Below are 17,931 nucleotides of genomic sequence, written 5' to 3'. Positions count from 1 at the left end.
GGCCCGCCTTGCGGCGGGCCCTCTTACTTGGCGAATACAGCCGGCAAGCGGATCAGCGCCGCCGCAGGAAATGCACCCCGCGGCCGTCGATCTCCTGCTGCGCGACCAGCGCATTGCCAGTCTGACGGGCGAAAGCCTGGAAGTCGCGGACCGCGTTGCGATCCGTGGTGATGACGCGCAGCACTTCGCCGCTGGCCATCTGCGCCAAGGCCTTCTTGGCACGCAGGATGGGCAGCGGGCAGGTCAAGCCGCTGGCATCGACCTCCTGCTCGAAGGACGGCGCCTGCGCGCCGCCATCAAGACTGGTATCCGCCCCGCTCATCACAGACGCTCATCCACCCACTTCTGCACGCTGGCGATCGCCGCGGGCAAGGCAGCCAGGTCGGTGCCGCCGCCCATGGCCATGTCGGGACGGCCGCCGCCCTTGCCGCCCACCTGGGCCGCGACGAAGCCAACCAGATCGCCCGCCTTGACGCGGCCGGTCAGGTCGGCGGTGACGCCGCCCACCACGCTGATCTTGCCGTCGGCCGAACCGGTGGCCAGCAGCACGACTGCGGGCTTCAGGCGGTCCTTGAGATTGTCGACCATGCCGCGCAAGGCCTTGGGATCCACGTCGCCGATGCTGGCGGCCAGGACCTTGATGCCCTTGACCTCGACCGCGGCGCTGGTTGCCAGGTCGTTGCCGGCGCTGGCTGCAAGCTTGTTGCGCGACTGTTCCAGATCCTTTTCGAGGCTCTTGACCTGCTCCTGCACCTGCGCGATGCGCGCCGGCAGATCCGCCGGCGTGCTGCGCAGCATACCGGCAACCTGGGTCAACAAGGCATTCTGGTTTTGCACCCAGGCCAGCGCGTTGTCGCCAGTGATGGCTTCGACGCGGCGCACGCCCGCGGCCACGCCGCCTTCGGACACGATCTTGAACAGGCCGATGTCGCCCGTGCGGCTGACGTGCGTGCCGCCGCAGAGTTCGCGCGAGAAGCCGATATCGAGCACGCGGACGGTGTCGCCGTATTTTTCGCCGAACAGCGCCATGGCGCCGCCCTTGACGGCATCGTCATAGCCCATGACCTGCGCCACGGTGGGCTGGTTGGCCAGGATCTCGGCGTTGACGATGGCTTCGACGCGCGCGATCTGCTCGGCCGTCAACGGGGCGTCCTGGGCGAAGTCGAAGCGGGTCTTGTCGGGATCCACCAGCGAGCCGCGCTGCTGCACGTGCGCGCCCAGCACCTGGCGCAGCGCCTTGTGCATCAGGTGGGTGGCCGAGTGGTTGCGCACGGTGCGGGCGCGGCGGACCGCGTCCACGCGCGCAAGCAGCGTATCGCCCACCGACAGCGTGCCGGACACCAACTCGCCGTGGTGGCCGAAGACGCCAGCCTGGATCTTCAGGGTGTCGGCCACGGCGAAACGCACGCCGTCGGCTTCCAGCAGGCCGGTATCGCCAACCTGGCCGCCCGACTCCGCGTAGAACGGCGTGGCGTCCAGCACGACGACCGCGCTCTGGCCCGCCTTGACCTGCTGCACCTGCGTGCCGTCGACGTACAGGGCCGTGACCTTGACGCCATCCAGTTCCAACTTTTCGTAGCCTTCGAAGCGCGTGTCCGCGCCTTCGTAGCTCAGGCCTTCGGCCATCTTGAACTTGCCGGCGGCGCGCGCCTGGTCGCGCTGGCGCTCCATGGCGGTTTCGAAGCCGGCCATGTCCACGTCCACTTCGCGTTCGCGGCAGATGTCGGCCGTCAGGTCCACCGGGAACCCATAGGTGTCGTACAGCGTGAACAGGGTCGTGCCGTCCAGTTGGCCGCCCTTGGGCACGTTGGCCAGGGCGGAATCCAGAATGCGCATGCCGTGTTCCAGCGTTTCGCCGAAGCGTTCTTCTTCCTGCTTGAGCACCTGGGCGACGCGGTCGGCCGTGGCGGCCAGTTCCGGATAGGCCTCGCCCATTTCGGCGACCAGGTCCGGCACCAGGCGATGGAAGAACGGCTTGGTCTGGCCCAGCTTGTAGCCGTGGCGCAGCGCGCGGCGGACGATGCGGCGCAGCACGTAGCCGCGGCCTTCGTTGCTGGGGATCACGCCGTCGACGATCAGGAACGAGCAGGCGCGGATGTGGTCGGCGATGACCTTGAGCGAGTTGTCTTCCAGGTTCTTGATGCCGGTCTCGCGCGCGGCGGCGGCGATCAGGTGCTGGAACAGGTCGATTTCGTAGTTGGAATGCACGCCTTGCAGCACGGCGGCGATGCGCTCCAGGCCCATGCCGGTATCGACACAGGGACGCGGCAGGCGCGGCATGTTGCCGGCGGCGTCGCGCTCGAACTGCATGAACACCAGGTTCCAGATCTCGATGTAGCGGTCGCCGTCTTCCTCGGGCGATCCCGGGGGGCCGCCCCAGATTTCGGGACCGTGGTCATAGAAGATTTCCGAGCACGGGCCGCAAGGACCGGTGTCCGCCATCTGCCAGAAGTTGTCCGAGGCGTAGCGCGCGCCCTTGTTGTCGCCGATGCGGATGATGCGCTCGGCCGGCACGCCGACTTCCTTGGCCCAGATGTCGTAGGCCTCGTCGTCTTCCTGGTAGACCGTGACCCAGAGCTTCTCGGCGGGCAGCTTGTAGACCTGCGTCAGCAGCTCCCAGGCGTACTGGATGGCGTCGCGCTTGAAGTAGTCGCCGAAGCTGAAATTGCCCAGCATTTCGAAGAACGTATGGTGGCGGGCGGTATAGCCCACGTTCTCCAGGTCATTGTGCTTGCCGCCGGCGCGCACGCTGCGCTGCGACGAGGTGGCACGCGTATAGGACCGCGATTCCTTGCCCGTGAAGACGTCCTTGAACTGGACCATGCCCGAATTGGTGAAGAGCAGGGTCGGGTCGTTGCCGGGGACGAGCGACGACGAGGGAACAATGGTGTGTCCCTTGGACTTGAAGAATTGCAGAAACTGCTGGCGAATCTCGGAGGATTTCATCGTGGGCGAAGCAGAATTTAGGCGAATTTTTGATTATAGAGGGTTGGCGGGCATCCCAGGAAAAGAGGCGGCGCGGCAGTCTTAGCGCACGCAGACGTAGCCGGTGGTAACGCCACCGGATTCAAACGAATCGCCCCGCTCGGAAACTACCATGGGCGTATAGCCAGCAGGGCAGGAGCAAGCGCCGGAGCGGGGATTCGGTCTCCATGTGCCGCGGGTATCGTAACAACCATACCGGCTATTAATGCTGAATGCGCCGCCAAAGCCGCCGCTGGCCGGAGCCCAGACTCGGGACTGGCATGTCAGCAGTTCCCCCTGTTCCGAGGTGGCCACGGCGCCGTTCGCGACGCTGCATGGCTGCCCCGCGCTGGCGCGCGCGCCGACCTTCAGATACGAGCCGACCTGAGCCGAGGCCGCGACGCTCAATTCCCCCTGCAGCTGCGGATCGCGCGTGTCCCGTATCCGGACATAGCGCTCCAGATCCGGCGCGCCCGTTCCGGCTCCCGCCCACAGGGCGAGCGTGCCGGGCGCGTACGCCGGCGCCCCGGACGCCAGGGGATTGGCGAAACTGAATGCCGCGCCGCGCACCAGTCCCGGCGCCGCCGGCCACACCGCCCCGCCGTAGCCGCCGGCGGCATCGATCACGGCGGCGATGCCGGTCAGGTCCGGTGTTTGTGTCCCCGTTTTCATCAAAGGCGTGGCGCTGTAGACCAGTCCGTCCACGCGGCAGCGTTCGCCCGGGCATGCCTGCGACCTGGCGATCCTGATCTGCGCGGAGAAGCCCAGGGCGGAACGGTCGGGAAAATCGGTGGGCAACAGCCCCAGTCCGCGTAATTCGCCCAGAGTGGGCGCCAGCGGATCCGCGAACAGCGGGTTCCCCTGTTCGCTGCGCGGCACGCCTCCCTTGGCAAGGGTGGCGGAGTGGAGTGCCAGCATCTCCGTCACCGCCAGGCGGATCTGCGTCAACCAGACGCCAGCGGCACGGCCCGCGGCGTCTTCGATCCGCTGCACCACCTGGCCGGACGCCCAGATAGCCGCCATGGCGCTCAAGGCCAACACCAGCACCAGGCCCGCCAGCGAGAATCCGCGCTGCCTCGGCCACATCGCCGCAGCATGCGATCGGGCCATCAAGAAGCTCGCGGACCGGTTCATTTTGCGACGAACAAGAAGGTGTTGACATCGCCCGGACTGCATTGGGCCTGAGCCAAAGCCGCGCGGTAGGGCACGCTGGGCGTTGCGAACGCATCCTTCACGACTCTGAGGCCGCCTCCCCCGCCGCCTATCGAGATGGTCTCGGACATCCGTTGCAGCACCGAGGCCAGCGACGGACATGCGGCCTGGCTGACATTGGTCAGCTTGATGGAGAACGCCGAACCCTGCCCCGCGCTGCCGAACGAGGCGGCGGCGACCTCGACCACCCCATTGCCGCCAACGCCGCTGCCGCCCAGGCCATGGGCGATGCGCGCCGCGCCCCCTGTCCCGTCGACGGCCAAAACGCTGGATTCCCGCAGCGCATTGGCCATGGCGCCGGTGTCGAGACCGGCATAGGGCGTGACCCCGCCGCCTTGCGCATTGGTCTTCATGCTGGCGATGAAACGCTGCAGTTCCTCGCCCACCTTGGGAACCTTGTTCTCGACGACATAGGCGCCAATGGCCGGAATGCCGACGATCGCGATCAGCAGGACGATGGCGGTGACGATGGACACCTCCATCAGGGAAAAGCCCCGCTGCCGGTTGGCGCGTAGCAGGACTGCGTGGACATGATGCATGCTTGCTCTCCTTGTGAAAAAAAGCATGCAGGCGGACAAGCGCCGCATGCCTGATGCAGCCCCTATTGGCTGGCGTAAAAATTGGTCAGCGCCTGGCGCAGTTCGTCGATCACGGCGTAATGCCAGAGCGTGATACCCAGCACGGCGGCCACGGACGAGAGCAGCAACGTCCAGCGCAACACCGATGCCTGCCGGCGCACCCGCGCCAGCAGGCGCGACTCGACGCGCAGCCGTACTTGCGCAAGCCCAGCCTCCATGCCCAGACAGTCCATCATGTCGGCCATGTACCACCAGGTATCCGCGTCCAGCAGCCCAGTGCCGAAGATCTCCGGCCCCGTCTGACCACCGTCTATCCGCCCCAGCATGTCCAGCAGATGCGCATGCATCCAGGGAGCCGTATCCCGGGCCTGCACGGCCAGGGCTCGTCTGAGGCGAGTGTCGGCCGCGCCGTGCTGCCTGACCAGCACGGCCAGCAACGCAAGAAAGCGGATGGCGTGGAAATCCCGGTAGAGCCGCCACAACAGCCAGCGATCCAGCCGCGGCCGCGCGGTGCCGGTGTAACGCGGCAACGACCACAGGCACAGCAAGACCAGGCCCAACAACAGCACCAGCCACAGGGCCAACCATTGCCTCAGGCCTTGCGACAGCGCGAACAGCGCGCGGGTCAGGCGACCGTACTCCTCCGCCGGCACGGCCTGGAACACCTGCTGCAAGCGCGGCACGCTGAAGAAGGGAATGGCGCACAGCAAGGCGAATGCGACGGCTGCCGCCGCGAAGCCGGCCGCCGCGGCCGAGACCAGCGCCAGCCACGCATCCGACGCCAGCCGTACGGCCCGCGCCACGTCCCGCAACGCGGCGGACAGATCTCCGCCCTCTTCCTGCACGCAGCTGAGCAGCACGCATTCGCTGGACGGCAGCGTGTCCGTCCAGGCGGCGCCCAGATCGCCGCCGGCCTCCAGATACATGCCCGCCCAATGCCTCGACAGCCGGCCCCGCACGGTATCCTCGCCATGACGGCGTGCGTCATCCTCGAAGACATCGCGCAGGTTCTTGCGGCCCTGTGTTCCTTCGACCAGGTCGGCCAGATATTCGTAATAGTCCGCTCGCCCTGCACGAAAGCGCAGCGCGTCCAGGCGCAGCGACAGGGTGCGGCCGGAGGGCAGGCTGAGGAAAGAACGCGGCGACAGCGGTTCAGCCATGGCCGCCCCCTCCAGATCCTGGGCCCTGCGCAGGCAAGACCGCAGGAAAGTCGAAGCGGCGCAGCAGCGCGCGGGGATCGACTTCTCCGCGGCTGACCTTGTACAGGGCGCAGTCCCGCGCCAACGCGCCGCGCGCGGCCTCGTTGCGCCAGGCGGCGGGCCCGGCAGCCTCGGCCTGACGCTTGAGCCCCACGTTGTCGCGCGTGCGCACCCTTTCAAGAAAGCCTTCGACGCGCTCGGGCTCAAGCATTTCCGCCGCCACGCTGCGGCCTGCGATGCCGTTCAACTCAGGCAATTGCGCACGTCTGCAAGCACTGCAGCCTGCGGCATTCCTGACCCTGAGCGTGTCAGGCTCCAGCAGGAACTCATGCCGCATCCGCTTCAACCATGCCTGCCATTCGAGACGCTTGCCGCCCCCGGCGGATCTGGACCACAGACTGTCCACGGGCAGTGAGCAGCGGCTGCACAAACGCGGCAGCAAGGTCTGGTAGACCAACAACTTGAGGATGCCTGGCGTCGCCAGAAAATCGCGCGACACGCCGATCGAATCCGACGCCAGGCGTTCGGGTATCAGCACGGCGCCAGCGGCGTGGGTGGTGGTGTACAGGCTGACGCCCGAACCGGCGAGATCCATGAACGCACGGCCGGTGTCGACGTCCCGGATCTCGCCGATCAGCAGATCGTTCATCGCCGAGCGTTTGATGGTCTTGAGCTTGGCATCGAACGCCGGCCAGGCGGATTCGGCCAGAGCGCCTCCCAGGGTGTTCTGCAAGGCGTTCTCAATGATGTACTCGACCGGATCTTCCAGCGTGATGGCCTTGCGCGTGGGCGCGATGCCGCGCATCAGCGTCGCGATGGTGGTGGATTTGCCGGAACCGACCACGCCCGCCAGCACGATGGCCCCGCCCTCGCGCTCGCGCGCCCGCGCCAGCGTTTCGACCTGCGCGGGCAGATAGCCCAGCGCGAGCAGATCGGCATTGGCGGTTGCGTCCAGCCGCAATATGCGCAAGCACACCGACGGCCCCGCATCGGCGGCCAGCGAGGCCCAGCGCAGCACGATAGGTACGCCATCGATGTCCAGCCCGATGCGCCCCTGCTGCTCCAGCGCGGGGTCGAACACCGCGCCATTTCCCCCCCTGACATCCATCCAGGCCACCGCCAGAACCTCCAGCAGCGTCGCATTGGACAGGCCCGCAAAGCGTTCCGTGCCGACGTATTCCCCGCCGATGGTGTAGCGGATATCGCAGGCAGCGCGTCGCCGGTTCACGTTGATGTGCACGTCGCTCGCTCCCTGCGCCACGCCCCAACGCACGATGTCCTGGAACAGGGCGGCCAGGGCCGAGACGCGCTCTTCCCGCCGCTCCCTGTCGCGCCCGGCCAGCGCTGGCGCGGCCAATTGACCGCGCGCGATCATCAGCAGCAGCGGCGCGGGCAACTGATAACGGGACACTTGCGCCAACCGGTAACCGCGTGCCTGCACCATGCGCTCGACCTCGTCGATCTGGTCGCCCACCGTGTAGTCCTTTACGGCGAACACGGCGGCCTCGCCGCTCTCGAGCAACACGGGACACAGCCTGCCGGCGAGCGCCGCAAGATCGAAATCGCGTCCGAGCGCACGCGCGAATGCGGGCTGCAAGCGGGCGATGTCTTCGGCCGTTTGCAGCTGGGGCGGCTCCCAAGCCGCTGCCATGGGAAGCACCACAGCCGGATGCGCCGCGACGGGCTGCAAGGCATGCACAGTCATGGCCGCCCCCTGCCCGCATCGACGCAGGCAGTGCGTTCCGTATCGCCGCGGCGCAGCCTCACGCAGCTGTCATCGATCGCCAGCAGCTGGTAGGCGCGGCCGTCGACGGCTCCCGCGACGGGTTCGCCCCTGCCGGTCTGGTAGCGGAGCACGGCGCCATTGACCGCGACGTCGGCGCTCAAGCGTCGCGCAAGGCCGAAAATCGCCATCACCCGGATATCGTCGGATGCCCTGGCGGGCGGCGGCGCCTGCCCCACGGACTCGGGTCCAGGACGGCACAGGCCGGGGACCCGGCAGTCCGCCAATGCGGCCGCAGCATCCGCGCGCAGCAAGGCGCGCACGGTTTCCGTCTCTGGCCATGGCCGCGGTTCGTCGGCGCCTTGCGGTGACGGTTGGCCGTGAGCGGCCGGCACCAAGGCGGCCGACAAGAGCAGACGCCCGATGAATCCTGCCACGGGATTCGAGCGCGTGACGGCGCCCCTATTCCTGTTCATAAAGTTCTCCCTGTAATTCGGCCACCAGCGTGCTGGAAACCAAGGTGGGCCTGGGTTGCGCCTGGATGTCCAGCGACAGGCGGGACCATCGGGCCGCCGCGACAGCGCCGTCGAGCAGCGCGAAGGAACGCAGAGGTCCCCGCAAGGTGATGGCGCGGCTGCGGATGGCAGGCTGCAGCGGGATGGCGACGCCGGGTTGACCTGCGCCGGGTTGACCTGCATCGGGTAGGCCGGCGACGCGTTGACCAGCGGGTTGGGACTGCACCGGCAAACGCAGCGGCAATGCGGCTGCAAGGATCACGGAAGTAAACGCCGCCCGCATGCGTTGCAACGCCGCGATCAACCCGGTATCGACCTGCAGCGACGTGGGCAGGACCAGGTCCGCCAGCCCCACCGGCGAGGACGCCATGCGCCATGACAGCGTGGCTTCCTCCAGCGGCTGGAATGTCACTTGCCAGCCCGCGGGCCGCAGCGCATGCAACACATCGTTGGCAGCCTGCGGATGCGCCCTGACATAGACCGCGGAGCAGTTCCACGACTGATCCCCGGCCAGACAGCGTGCGCGGCTCAATGCCCAGCCGCGCACCTGCATGGGGAGCCTGCCGAAGCCGTCCAGCAAGCGGGTGACCTCGGCGGGAGCATGAGCCACGGTGTTTTGCAGCAGGGTCAGATACGGATCCCGTTGCGGCGGGATATCCTGCGCAGCGGGCTGATCGGGCGATGTGCGGTCCGGCCGCAATCCGAGCAAACCGTCCCACATTGGCGGCGCAATGGCGGCAAGCGCCACGCAGCCAAGGAACAGGCGGAACGCGAGCGGCAGCTCGGCCCAACGCGAGGACAAGGCGAGCAGCTGCGCGGCTGGGTCCGCCGCCTGCATCAGCAAGGCCCAGGCCTCGTCGGCTTCCCGCGCCGGCAAGGCGGGGCGCCGGGCGCGCAACAGCGCCTGTTCACGCAAGGCTTCGTCGAGCGTGGCGTATACCCGGTCCGCCTGCGACAACACGGTGCCGCGCTGCGCCGCCACCAGCCAATGCCCGCCGCTGGGCAGGCTGATCAGGCTATGGCCCCCGTCCGGATACAACAAGGCGTACAACTGCGCGGCAGCCTGGATGTGTCCCTGCCTGCGCCGCCCCGCCCGCGCACCGCCGCGCCACGGCGAGCGCATGCGGCCATAGCCGGCCACCATGGCCGGCGCCCCGCCCACGACATAATGGCTGGCCCGCAAGCGGCGTCCGCGCGAACGGGCCAGCGCGGGAATGTTGGAACCGATCAGGGCGAACCAGCGCAAGCCGAATGCCAGCGTACGGCCGGTGCCTGGAACGTCGAACAACAAGGTGGGAGGGACGCGTTCCATGCCTAGTACCCTTCCTCGACCTGGGCGGTTACCAGCACCAGGGTCGTCGTGCGTTCCGAGGCGGCACTATCCAGGCCACCGGCGATGAGCGGCAGCCCCGGCGCAAGCCGTTGGCGGTCATGCTGTTCCTGGCCGCGATCGAAGCCAGAGACGATGATGGGCTGGCCGGGCCGCAGCTCGACCTGCTGCACCGTGCCGTTGCCGTCGATCGTGACCTGCTGGACCTGCACCTGGTTGCCGCGCTCGCCGAACGTGATGGTCTTCAGGGGTTGGGCGACCGCGTTGTCATAGGCCAGCGACAACAGGATCTGGCCGTCCTCCTGGATGTCCGGCAACAGCGTCAGGAAGGAACCTACCGTTTCTTCCTTCTGGCTGATGGACACCGCGGGCAGCGAACCGTTGGCGCCTCCTGCCGTGGTGCCTGGGACAGCAGTGCTCTGCACCCGGTCGATGTAGCTGAACGTCGTTCTGACCGCATGGGTAACCGGGCGACGGTTCAAGGTCAGGATGGGAACCTTGTTGTGCCGCACGACAGCGCCCATCGTGCTGAGCGCGGAGATGATGGCCTGCGAGCCTTCGAATGGCCCCCTGGCCGTGGAAGCATCCAGGCTGCCCCCGCCCGATCCGGCCCCGGGCAGCGCCAGCCGCGCCGCCGCTCCCGCCGCGGCGTAGACGATGTTCCAGTCGATGCCCCCCGAAACGGCGTCGTTGGCAACGACCGTGATTTCCTCGAACACCAGCCGCACCCGACGGGTCAAGGCCTTGTTTTCACGTTCGAGGTAACGGGCGACACGCTCCAGCGCCTCGGGCGTATCCGTGACGACGATCGAGGTGGAGCCCTCCACCGCTTCGGCGACCACGCCGGAACGCGTCAGGAACGGCATGACGTTGGCGCGCAGGATGGCCAACGCGTCGTGCTGCCCCGCCGACAGGGAAGTGTTGGAGGTGCTTTCAAAGCCTTCGCCCTCCGGGCTGCCTTCGCGGCCCAGGCGCACGTCCACCTTGCTGCTCAGCGACAGTGCGCGCAAATCGAACACGCGGGTCTCGGTGCGGTAGAACTCGAGCGCGTTGTGCTCGTAGCGCCAATGCACCGAGAAGCGCGCGGCCAGCGTGTCGAGCAAGTCGGCCAGCGGCTGCGCGCCCGCGCGGATCTCCAGGCTGGCCGGCGCCGGCACGGACAAGGCGCCATTGACGGCCAGCCGGGGCAGGAACAGTTCCAGCGGCAGCAAGGCGTCCGGACGCACTCGCACCGCGATGCCGGTGATGGCGCTCAGGCGCTGGGCCAGGGTCGGCAGATCGGCGTCGTCGGCCAGTATCAAGGTGGTCCGCACGTTCTCGCGCAATGCGGGCGGCAGCGCCACTTCCCGCGCCAACGGCTGGGGCTTGCCGGCAAGCCAGGGCATGGCGACATCCTGGGCCGCGACGCGCGCGGCCCGGTCCGACAACCCTTCGGTGAAAGCCCTATGACTGGCGGCCACCTGAGCCTGACGCGCGTTTGCCGCGCGGCGCTGATCCGCGACCTGTTGCGACACCGCGCAACCGCCCAGAACGCCGCACGCCGCCACACTCAAAAACAATATGCGCATCATGCCGCGGCCCCTCCTGGCGTGGCCATGCGCGTGCAGGACTGCGCCAATGGCACGACGCGCAGCACCCGGTTGCCGTAGAAGCAAGGCTGCAGAGGCCTTTCGGCGAGTTCTGTGGCGCCCAGCAGTTCGCGCACGGCCGACTTGAAGTCGCCGGAGAATTCGGCCGTCGCCGACAAGGGGATGTCCACGTCCACGGCCCAGTGCTGCGGCTGGAAGGTCCAGCCCGCCAGGTCCGCCCAGCGCGCCAGCACGGCTCGCAGCGTGGCGTCCGGCGGCGCCGCGCGGTAGACGGGCTGCGCCGCCGAGACCGGTGCCGACGCGACGCCAGCAGCCGGGGCCAGCGCAACGCCCGCGGCGGAAGCCGCGCCCGCCAAAGGCCCGGCGGCTTGCAACGCGCCGATGGCGGACGCTGCCGTTTCGGCAGGCCGCGCCGCACCGATGCGCTCAGCCAGGACCGCCGGCGCCTGGGCTGCGGGTTCATCCTGCGGCCTGCCCCCCGCCCGGGCGTCGGCGACCGCCTGCAGGCGCTGCGCGCGGGCGCTCAGACGCCCGCCGCGAAACAGCAGCCCGCTCCACCCTCCCGCCAGCACGACATAGGGGTCGCGCCGCAAATAGGGCAAGGCGCGCTCGCCGTCGCTGCCTACGCCGAAAATCGCCGGCAGCGGCTGGCCCGGCGCGAACTGCAGCCAGGTTTCCTTGCCGTCGTCGAATACCTGCATGGGTGCGACCGAGGGATCGCCGGACAATTGCCAGTCGAAGCGGAAGCCTTGAGCCGCCTGCCGCGAGGCTTCCCATGAAGTTGCGGCCGGACTCTTGCCGGACCCTGCGCAGGCCCCCAGGCAGGACAGCCCTGCCGCCAGGAAGAAGAAACGAACCATGCCTCACCGCGAGCAAAAGGCGCACCGGAATCGATACGCATGAGAGGCATGGTGGATGAGCGCCCTCCGCGTCGCCAGACTGGCATGTACGCATGGATGGTTTGGTCGCGCGGCGGACGGACGAAAAAAAACCCGGTCCAGGGACCGGGTTTGCGTCAGGGCGTGGCGGCGTTTGCGCCGCCCGCCTGAATCAGCGTTGCGCTGCGATGCTGCGCGCCTGCGTGGCGGCGTTGTTCAGCGCCGCGACCGGCGGCACCTTGCCTTCGAAGGCGTCATCCAGCTGCTGGTTCAGCACCGGCTCGATGCGCGTGTAGTTGGCCATGCGGAAACCGCGGCTGTTGGCCGTGGGCGGGGTGCGCATGGACGCGATCAGCGCCTGAGCGCCCGGAATGCGGTCATAGAACGACACGTCCGAAGCGCGGAAAGCGGCTTCCGTCAGCGGCAGGAAGCCGGTGCGCTGGTGCCATTCCGCGGCGACGACGGGCTTGGACAGCCAGGCCAGGAACTGCGCCGTGGCCTTTTCCTCGGCCTGGGGATGGCCTTCCAGCGCCCACAGCGCCGAACCGCTCACGAACGGCTTGCCGCCGTCCTTGGTGACCTGGTCGTAGTAAGGCAGGGGCGCCACGCCGAAGGACAGCGACTTGGTGTTGATGAACTGGCCGAACGCGCCGGTGTTGGCGGTCAGCACGGCGCATTCACCCTTGGCGAACAGCTTGTCGCTGGCGTTGTCGGCGGAATGCGCCGTGAACAGCAGCGAACGCTTCCAGCTCACCATGAGCGAGATGTGGCGCATGTACAGCGTGTCGAACTGCATGGCCGGCGCCGCCGACTTCTTGGTGACAGCGTCGAGGCCGTTGTTGTTGCTGGTGAACTGCTGGTTGTTGATCGGCGCCAGGTTCTCCAGGTGGACCGTGACCTGGTCGCTGGAGGCGTAAGGGCAGTCGATGTCGGCCACGTCGCGCAGCTTCAGCAATTCGCCTTGCAGGCCGGCCCAGGTGCGCGCGGGCTTGTTGGGATCCAGGCCCGCCTTCTTGTAGGCGGCGGTGTTGTAGAACATCACCGGCACTTCGGCCATCCAGGGGAAGGCCAGCAGGCGGCCCTTGCTGTCGCGCGTAAAGCTGCTGGTGGCCGGCACGAACCAGTTCAGGTCCTTGATCGGGTACTTGGCCAGCAGTTCGTACAGCGGCAGCACGGCCTTGTGCTGGGCGACGACTTCAGGCGAATGGTTGTCGGTCAGCTGCAGCAGGTTCGGGCCCTTCTTGGCCTTGACCGCCGTGACGGCTTCCTGTTCCAGCGCGCTGGGCGAGGCGAAGCCGCGCAGCGTCACGCGGACCTGGTCCTGCTCCTTGTTGTATTGCTTGGCGAGCTTTTCGAACTCGGCCTTGTTTGCGTCGGTCAGCGTGTGCCAGACCTGGATCTCGACCGCGGCGGCATTCGCCGCCCCGGCCATCGCCATGGCGGCGCCGAACAACCATGCACGCCGGCTGGCGAACATCGCGCGGGCAACGCCCGCCAATTGCAGATTCTTCATAGGTTCACAGACCAAGAAAAGGAAACTCCGGTTCCGGCCGCCTTCCGCTGAGCAGATCGGCCAAGGCCCGGCCCGAGCCAACGCCCATGGTCCAACCGAGCGTACCGTGTCCTGTGTTGACGTACAGGTTGGGGATACGGCTGCGGCCGATGATGGGCACGTTCGAGGGAGTGGACGGGCGCAAGCCCGACCAATAACTGACGCGCTCGAAATCGAGCGCGTCGGGAAAAAGTTCGCGCGCCAGGCGGGTCATGGCTTCGCAGCGTCCGGTGTTCAGGCTGCGGGAATAGCCCGACAGCTCGGCGGTTCCGGCCATGCGCAGGCGGTCGCCCAGACGCGAGAAAACCACCTTGTGGCTGCTGTCCGTCAGGCTGACCGTGGGCGTGGCGTCCGGCTTGATCACCGGGAAGGTCGCGGAATAGCCCTTGGCCGGATAGACATTGCAGGGCACGCCCAGCGGCCGCAGCAGGTAGGGGCTGAAACTGCCCATCGCCACGACGTAGGCATCGGCCGACAAGACGCCGTAACGGCCGTCGGGTTCGATGATCTCGACGCTTTGCACCGTGCCGCCGTTGGTCAGCAGGCGCGTGGCGCGCGTGCTGTAGCGGAATTCGACGCCGGCCCGGGCGCAACGCTCGGCCAGGGCCACGGTGAACAGGTGCACGTCGCCGCTCTCGTCCTCGGGCGTGTAATCGCCGCCGACGATGGTCTGGCGGTGCGGCGCCAGCGCGGGCTCGATGGCGATGACCTCGTCGGTCGAGACCACGCGGCGTTCTACGCCGAAGTCGCGCATGAGGCCCGCAGCGCGCTGCGAGTTTTCGAATTCGTGCGGATCGCGGTAGAAATTGAGGATGCCGCGTTCCAGGTGGTCGTACTGGATGCCCAGTTCAGCGCGCATGCTGCGCAGCGTCGCGCGGCTGTATTCCGCCATGCGGACCATGGCACGGATATTGGGAGCGAGGCGGCTGGGCAGGCACTCGCGCAGGAACGCCAGCCCCCACATCCATTGCCGCCAGTCCAGCTGCGGACGGAACAGCAGCGGGGCGTCGTCCTGGAACATCCATTTGAGCAGTTTGAGCGGGGCCTGCGGATTGGCCCAGGGTTCGGCGTAGGAGACCGAGATCTGGGCGCCATTGGCCAGACTGGTTTCCTGGGCGGGACCGGTGCAGCGATCTATGACGACGACGTCATGGCCGGCCTGGTTCAGCCACCAGGCGCTGGAGATTCCGATGATGCCGCCACCCAATACCGCTACTTTCATGCCCGCATTGCTCCTTGCGTGCCAGCTCGGTTCGCCGACCCTATGTCCGCGCCCCATGGCAAGCTGCTGCCACGGCAGTTTACCCCGGCGCTTTGCCCGCGCCTATGGAATAAAAAGGGGCGGAAGTCACAAACCTTTCCTGGCCCGCTCGTTCCACCCCGATTCGCTCATGCCCTGTTACTCAAGACTGGGTTGCAGCCCGGGCCAGGTCCGCTTCGGACGTGAAGGCGTCGGCGTAGAACTCCTCGGGCGGCAAGCCATTCTGGGCGCTGAATTCGCGCCTTGCGGCGTCCACCATCAGCGGCGTGCCGCAGGCGTAGACCTGATGGCCCGAGAGGTCGGCGATGTCCTGCATGACGGCTTCGTGGACGAAGCCGGTGCGTCCGGTCCAACCGTCTTCCTGCAAGGCATTGGAGACGACCGGCACATAGCGGAAATCGGGCAGCATGCCGGTCCACGATTGCGCCAGCGCGTCCATGTAGAGGTCGCGCGGACGGCGTCCTCCCCAATACAGCGCCACGGGGCGCTTGATGTTGTTGTGGATCATGTGCTCGACGATGGCCTTGACCGGGGCGAAGCCCGTGCCGCTGGCCAGGAGCACGACGGGCTTGTCGCTGTCTTCACGCAGGAAGAACGAGCCGAACGGCCCTTCCAGGCGCAGGATCTCGCGCTCTTTCATCTGCGTGTCGCCGGCGCCGAACACGTGGTCGGTGAACACGCCGCCGGGCATGTGCCGGATGTGCAGTTCGAGGGGGCTGCCGGTGTGGGGCGCGCCGGCCATCGAATAGCTGCGCCGGCGGCCGTCCTTCAGGATGACTTCGATGTACTGGCCGGCGTAGTAGCGGAACTGCTCGGAGGCGGGCAGTTGCAGCTTGATCACGGTGACGTCCGGGGCCACGCGTTCCAGCGCCTGCACGCGCGAAGGCAGCTTGCGGATCTGGATGTCGCTGGCCAGGCGGACTTCGGTGGATTCGACCACCATGTCGGATTCAGGCCGGGCCTGGCAGAACAGCGTGTAGCCGCCAGCCAGTTCCTCGGGTGAAAGAATCTGTGCGGGATACTGTCCCGCGTCGAACTCCCCGGACACCACGCGGCCCTTGCAGGTGGAGCAGGCGCCGTTGCGACAGCTGTACGGCAGGACGATGCCGGCGGCCAGCGCGGCATCGAGCACGGTCTGGCCGGGTTCGACCGGGAATTGGTGCTGGCTGGGTTGGATGATGACCTGGAAGCTCATGATGAAACGGTTCAGGGTTTTAGCGGAGCGCCTCGCTCGCGAAGCGCTCCGCCCGGCCCGGCCTCAGGCCGGGAACTTGCGGATTTCCTTGACGCGGTTGGCGTCGTCGACCAGCACCACCAGCGGCTTGTGCGTGGCCGAATCGGCCTCGGACATCGGGCCGTAGGTGCAGATGATCATCAGATCGCCAACCTGGGCGCGGCGCGCGGCGGCACCGTTCAGGGAGATGGCGCCGCTGCCGCGGGCCGCCTTGATGATGTAGGTGTCGAAACGTTCGCCGTTGGTGACGTTGTAGAGCTCGATACGTTCGAACTCGCGCATGCCGGCAGCGTCCAGCAAGTCTTCGTCGATGCCGCAAGACCCCTCGTAGTGGAGGTCGGCTTCGGTGACCGTGACGCGGTGCAGTTTTGCCCGCAGCATGATGCGTTGCATGATAAATATCCTGGTTTCGCGGCCCGGAACCGCGAAGTGTTGCAAGAGTGATGCCCGGCACCCGGTTTTGCCGTAGTAACCCGGTATTCTATAATTTTTGCCGCAGCGGGACGGCCCGCTGCCGCGCGCGGCCGCAAGGCTGGCGCGTTTGATTCTGGGGACGGCCCCTCGCGCCGGCGGCACGCCGGCAGCACAAGGTAGGAGTCGTAATGACCTGGATCATCCTGGTACTCGCAGGCCTGTTTGAAATCGTCTGGGCCGTAGGCCTGAAATATACCCACGGATTCACCCGTTTCTGGCCCTCGGCCATCACCGCGGGAGGCATGGCCATCAGCGTCTGGCTGCTGGCGGTAGCCATGAAATCCCTGCCCCTGGGCACGGCCTATGCGGTATGGGTGGGCATCGGCACGATCGGCGCCTTCGTGGCCGGTATCGTGCTGTTCGGCGAATCCACCAGCTGGATGCGCATCGCCAGCGTGGCCCTCATCGTGCTGGGCCTGGTGGGCCTGAAGCTATCCTCGGCCTAAGGCCCCGGCGGCGGGGCCTGCGGATTCAGAAATCCAATTCGATCCCGACCTCGTCGCCGACTTTCAGGCGCGCGCCTGCGGGCGCGTCCAGGATCGCGTTCTGGCCGAACACCACGCCGATTTCCAGATTGCGGTAGCCGGCCAGAGTACGGCCAGGCTCTTCATACTGTTGGGCGGTGTTCTGGTCGATATCGGGAATCGAGCAACGGGTGCAAGGCTTGACGAAAGCCATCTTCACGCCCGCGGCCTCGATCATGGCGGTGTGGTCTTCCTCGAAGGCCTCCCATTCGCCCTGGACCACGATGTTGGGCCGGAAGCGGTCCATCGGCACCGGCGCCACGCCCTTGGCCTGCAGGCGGGCGTTCAGGTCGTCCAGCGAGGCCTGGTTGGCCACCAGCAGCGGGAAGCCGTCGGCAAAGCCGAAACAGTGCTGGCCCGCGAACGGTTCGGCCAGGTCGGGATGAGCATCCAGCCAGCGCGACACCCAGTCCGGCTTGGCGTTGCGTTGCGCGGCCGCGTCCACCTTGTACAGGCGGCACGGCGTCTTGAGAAAATCGGAAAACCACTGCCCTGCCGCCGCGCTTTCGCGCCGGCCGGAAGTGGTATCGCTCCACACGGCCACGGACTGCGCCTCTTGTTCCAGTCCCGAGCCGTCCAGGGCTACGTCCAGATCAGGCATGCCCGGCGCGGACAAACGCAGCGTATCGGCCGTGAGCGCCGTGCGGATCAGCGCCATCGCGGGCCATTGCCGTTGCGTCATGAACTGGCCGTCGGCGCCGATCAGCATCCAGCGGCGGTCATGGGCCAGGCCCGCGCGGTCGATGGGCGATTCGTTCAAGGCGATGCCTGCGCAGGACTTGACCGGGTAGATGTGCAGGCTGAGGATGCGGGCGGACATGGCGTGCGGAGTCTCGATGAGGCGAAGTGCGCAGAGAATAGCAGACGCCCGGAAGAAAAAATGCCCAGGCAGCGCCTG

General features: G+C 67.3%; 16 protein-coding genes. 1 reads left to right on the top strand and 15 read right to left on the bottom strand.

Annotation, left to right across the window (positions count from 1 at the left end):
* Positions 1 to 52 precede the first annotated feature (52 nt).
* The 14 genes from ACM1PE_RS06300 to panD all read right to left on the bottom strand — a co-directional run bounded on the left by ACM1PE_RS06300 (position 53) and on the right by panD (position 16,428).
* A complete protein-coding gene (locus tag ACM1PE_RS06300; protein ID WP_059378944.1) occupies positions 53 to 322 on the bottom strand; it encodes a sulfurtransferase TusA family protein in 270 nt (89 codons plus the stop codon).
* Positions 322 to 2,946 (bottom strand): alanine--tRNA ligase, encoded by a 2,625-nt coding sequence (gene alaS / locus ACM1PE_RS06295; protein WP_419342695.1) that lies wholly within the window; start codon positions 2,944 to 2,946, stop codon positions 322 to 324. The genes ACM1PE_RS06300 and alaS overlap by 1 nt, the downstream gene beginning before the upstream one ends.
* 81 nt (positions 2,947 to 3,027) lie before the next feature.
* On the bottom strand, positions 3,028 to 4,074 hold the full coding sequence (locus ACM1PE_RS06290; protein WP_419342694.1) for a prepilin: 1,047 nt from the start codon (positions 4,072 to 4,074) through the stop codon (positions 3,028 to 3,030).
* A gap of 20 nt (positions 4,075 to 4,094) precedes the next feature.
* Complete coding sequence (locus tag ACM1PE_RS06285; RefSeq protein WP_059378940.1) at positions 4,095 to 4,715, bottom strand: type 4 pilus major pilin; 621 nt, start codon at positions 4,713 to 4,715, stop codon at positions 4,095 to 4,097.
* Between the two features lie 62 nt (positions 4,716 to 4,777).
* Positions 4,778 to 5,914, bottom strand: a complete 1,137-nt coding sequence (locus ACM1PE_RS06280; protein WP_419342693.1) for a hypothetical protein — start codon at positions 5,912 to 5,914, stop codon at positions 4,778 to 4,780.
* A complete protein-coding gene (locus ACM1PE_RS06275) occupies positions 5,907 to 7,658 on the bottom strand; it encodes an ATPase, T2SS/T4P/T4SS family (protein ID WP_419342691.1) in 1,752 nt (583 codons plus the stop codon). Before ACM1PE_RS06275 ends, ACM1PE_RS06280 begins: the two co-directional genes overlap by 8 nt.
* Positions 7,655 to 8,152, bottom strand: coding sequence for a hypothetical protein (locus tag ACM1PE_RS06270; RefSeq protein ID WP_059378935.1), 498 nt, complete (start codon positions 8,150 to 8,152; stop codon positions 7,655 to 7,657). The genes ACM1PE_RS06275 and ACM1PE_RS06270 overlap by 4 nt, the downstream gene beginning before the upstream one ends.
* The gene (locus ACM1PE_RS06265) at positions 8,139 to 9,503 is read right to left on the bottom strand and encodes a hypothetical protein (RefSeq protein WP_419342690.1); all 1,365 of its coding nucleotides are present in this window, start codon (positions 9,501 to 9,503) and stop codon (positions 8,139 to 8,141) included. The genes ACM1PE_RS06270 and ACM1PE_RS06265 overlap by 14 nt, the downstream gene beginning before the upstream one ends.
* Positions 9,504 to 9,505: 2 nt before the next feature.
* Entirely contained in the window at positions 9,506 to 11,092 is a 1,587-nt protein-coding gene (locus tag ACM1PE_RS06260) for a hypothetical protein (protein WP_059378933.1), read from the bottom strand.
* Positions 11,089 to 11,970 carry a TcpQ domain-containing protein gene (locus ACM1PE_RS06255; RefSeq protein ID WP_059378932.1) on the bottom strand — a complete coding sequence of 294 codons (882 nt, stop codon included), beginning with the start codon at positions 11,968 to 11,970 and terminating at the stop codon, positions 11,089 to 11,091. The genes ACM1PE_RS06260 and ACM1PE_RS06255 overlap by 4 nt, the downstream gene beginning before the upstream one ends.
* A 190-nt stretch (positions 11,971 to 12,160) precedes the next feature.
* A complete protein-coding gene (locus ACM1PE_RS06250; RefSeq protein ID WP_059378931.1) occupies positions 12,161 to 13,501 on the bottom strand; it encodes an extracellular solute-binding protein in 1,341 nt (446 codons plus the stop codon).
* Between the two features lie 4 nt (positions 13,502 to 13,505).
* The gene (locus tag ACM1PE_RS06245; protein WP_059378930.1) at positions 13,506 to 14,762 is read right to left on the bottom strand and encodes a D-amino acid dehydrogenase; all 1,257 of its coding nucleotides are present in this window, start codon (positions 14,760 to 14,762) and stop codon (positions 13,506 to 13,508) included.
* 181 nt (positions 14,763 to 14,943) lie between these two features.
* Positions 14,944 to 15,996 (bottom strand): CDP-6-deoxy-delta-3,4-glucoseen reductase, encoded by a 1,053-nt coding sequence (locus ACM1PE_RS06240; protein ID WP_059378928.1) that lies wholly within the window; start codon positions 15,994 to 15,996, stop codon positions 14,944 to 14,946.
* Between the two features lie 63 nt (positions 15,997 to 16,059).
* A complete protein-coding gene (gene panD, locus ACM1PE_RS06235) occupies positions 16,060 to 16,428 on the bottom strand; it encodes an aspartate 1-decarboxylase (protein WP_013392804.1) in 369 nt (122 codons plus the stop codon).
* Positions 16,429 to 16,637: 209 nt separating this feature from the next.
* Between panD and sugE the strand changes: the two genes are divergently transcribed.
* Positions 16,638 to 16,955, top strand: coding sequence for a quaternary ammonium compound efflux SMR transporter SugE (sugE, locus tag ACM1PE_RS06230; RefSeq protein ID WP_013392803.1), 318 nt, complete (start codon positions 16,638 to 16,640; stop codon positions 16,953 to 16,955).
* A gap of 25 nt (positions 16,956 to 16,980) precedes the next feature.
* Here the strand turns inward: sugE and ACM1PE_RS06225 are convergent, their stop codons facing one another.
* Positions 16,981 to 17,853, bottom strand: a complete 873-nt coding sequence (locus ACM1PE_RS06225) for an MOSC N-terminal beta barrel domain-containing protein (RefSeq protein ID WP_059378926.1) — start codon at positions 17,851 to 17,853, stop codon at positions 16,981 to 16,983.
* Positions 17,854 to 17,931: the final 78 nt, after the last annotated feature.

Source organism: Achromobacter sp. PD1 (genome assembly GCF_048541815.1).
Classification (GTDB): domain Bacteria; phylum Pseudomonadota; class Gammaproteobacteria; order Burkholderiales; family Burkholderiaceae_B; genus Achromobacter; species Achromobacter bronchisepticus_A.
The sequence above is the reverse complement of the archived record's forward strand: the minus strand, read 5'-3'. Positions and strand labels throughout refer to the sequence as shown.

What these genes read in the sequence shown, in the direction of transcription:
- ACM1PE_RS06250 (WP_059378931.1), bottom strand. Translation starts at nt 13,501, where the DNA reads ATGAAGAATCTGCAATTGGCGGGCGTTGCCCGCGCGATGTTCGCCAGC.
- ACM1PE_RS06240 (WP_059378928.1), bottom strand. Translation starts at nt 15,996, where the DNA reads ATGAGCTTCCAGGTCATCATCCAACCCAGCCAGCACCAATTCCCGGTC.
- ACM1PE_RS06275 (WP_419342691.1), bottom strand. Translation starts at nt 7,658, where the DNA reads ATGACTGTGCATGCCTTGCAGCCCGTCGCGGCGCATCCGGCTGTGGTG.
- ACM1PE_RS06265 (WP_419342690.1), bottom strand. Translation starts at nt 9,503, where the DNA reads ATGGAACGCGTCCCTCCCACCTTGTTGTTCGACGTTCCAGGCACCGGC.
- sugE (WP_013392803.1), top strand. Translation starts at nt 16,638, where the DNA reads ATGACCTGGATCATCCTGGTACTCGCAGGCCTGTTTGAAATCGTCTGG.
- panD (WP_013392804.1), bottom strand. Translation starts at nt 16,428, where the DNA reads ATGCAACGCATCATGCTGCGGGCAAAACTGCACCGCGTCACGGTCACC.
- ACM1PE_RS06300 (WP_059378944.1), bottom strand. Translation starts at nt 322, where the DNA reads ATGAGCGGGGCGGATACCAGTCTTGATGGCGGCGCGCAGGCGCCGTCC.
- alaS (WP_419342695.1), bottom strand. Translation starts at nt 2,946, where the DNA reads ATGAAATCCTCCGAGATTCGCCAGCAGTTTCTGCAATTCTTCAAGTCC.
- ACM1PE_RS06255 (WP_059378932.1), bottom strand. Translation starts at nt 11,970, where the DNA reads ATGGTTCGTTTCTTCTTCCTGGCGGCAGGGCTGTCCTGCCTGGGGGCC.
- ACM1PE_RS06280 (WP_419342693.1), bottom strand. Translation starts at nt 5,914, where the DNA reads ATGGCTGAACCGCTGTCGCCGCGTTCTTTCCTCAGCCTGCCCTCCGGC.
- ACM1PE_RS06285 (WP_059378940.1), bottom strand. Translation starts at nt 4,715, where the DNA reads ATGCATCATGTCCACGCAGTCCTGCTACGCGCCAACCGGCAGCGGGGC.
- ACM1PE_RS06245 (WP_059378930.1), bottom strand. Translation starts at nt 14,762, where the DNA reads ATGAAAGTAGCGGTATTGGGTGGCGGCATCATCGGAATCTCCAGCGCC.
- ACM1PE_RS06225 (WP_059378926.1), bottom strand. Translation starts at nt 17,853, where the DNA reads ATGTCCGCCCGCATCCTCAGCCTGCACATCTACCCGGTCAAGTCCTGC.
- ACM1PE_RS06270 (WP_059378935.1), bottom strand. Translation starts at nt 8,152, where the DNA reads ATGAACAGGAATAGGGGCGCCGTCACGCGCTCGAATCCCGTGGCAGGA.
- ACM1PE_RS06260 (WP_059378933.1), bottom strand. Translation starts at nt 11,092, where the DNA reads ATGATGCGCATATTGTTTTTGAGTGTGGCGGCGTGCGGCGTTCTGGGC.
- ACM1PE_RS06290 (WP_419342694.1), bottom strand. Translation starts at nt 4,074, where the DNA reads ATGGCCCGATCGCATGCTGCGGCGATGTGGCCGAGGCAGCGCGGATTC.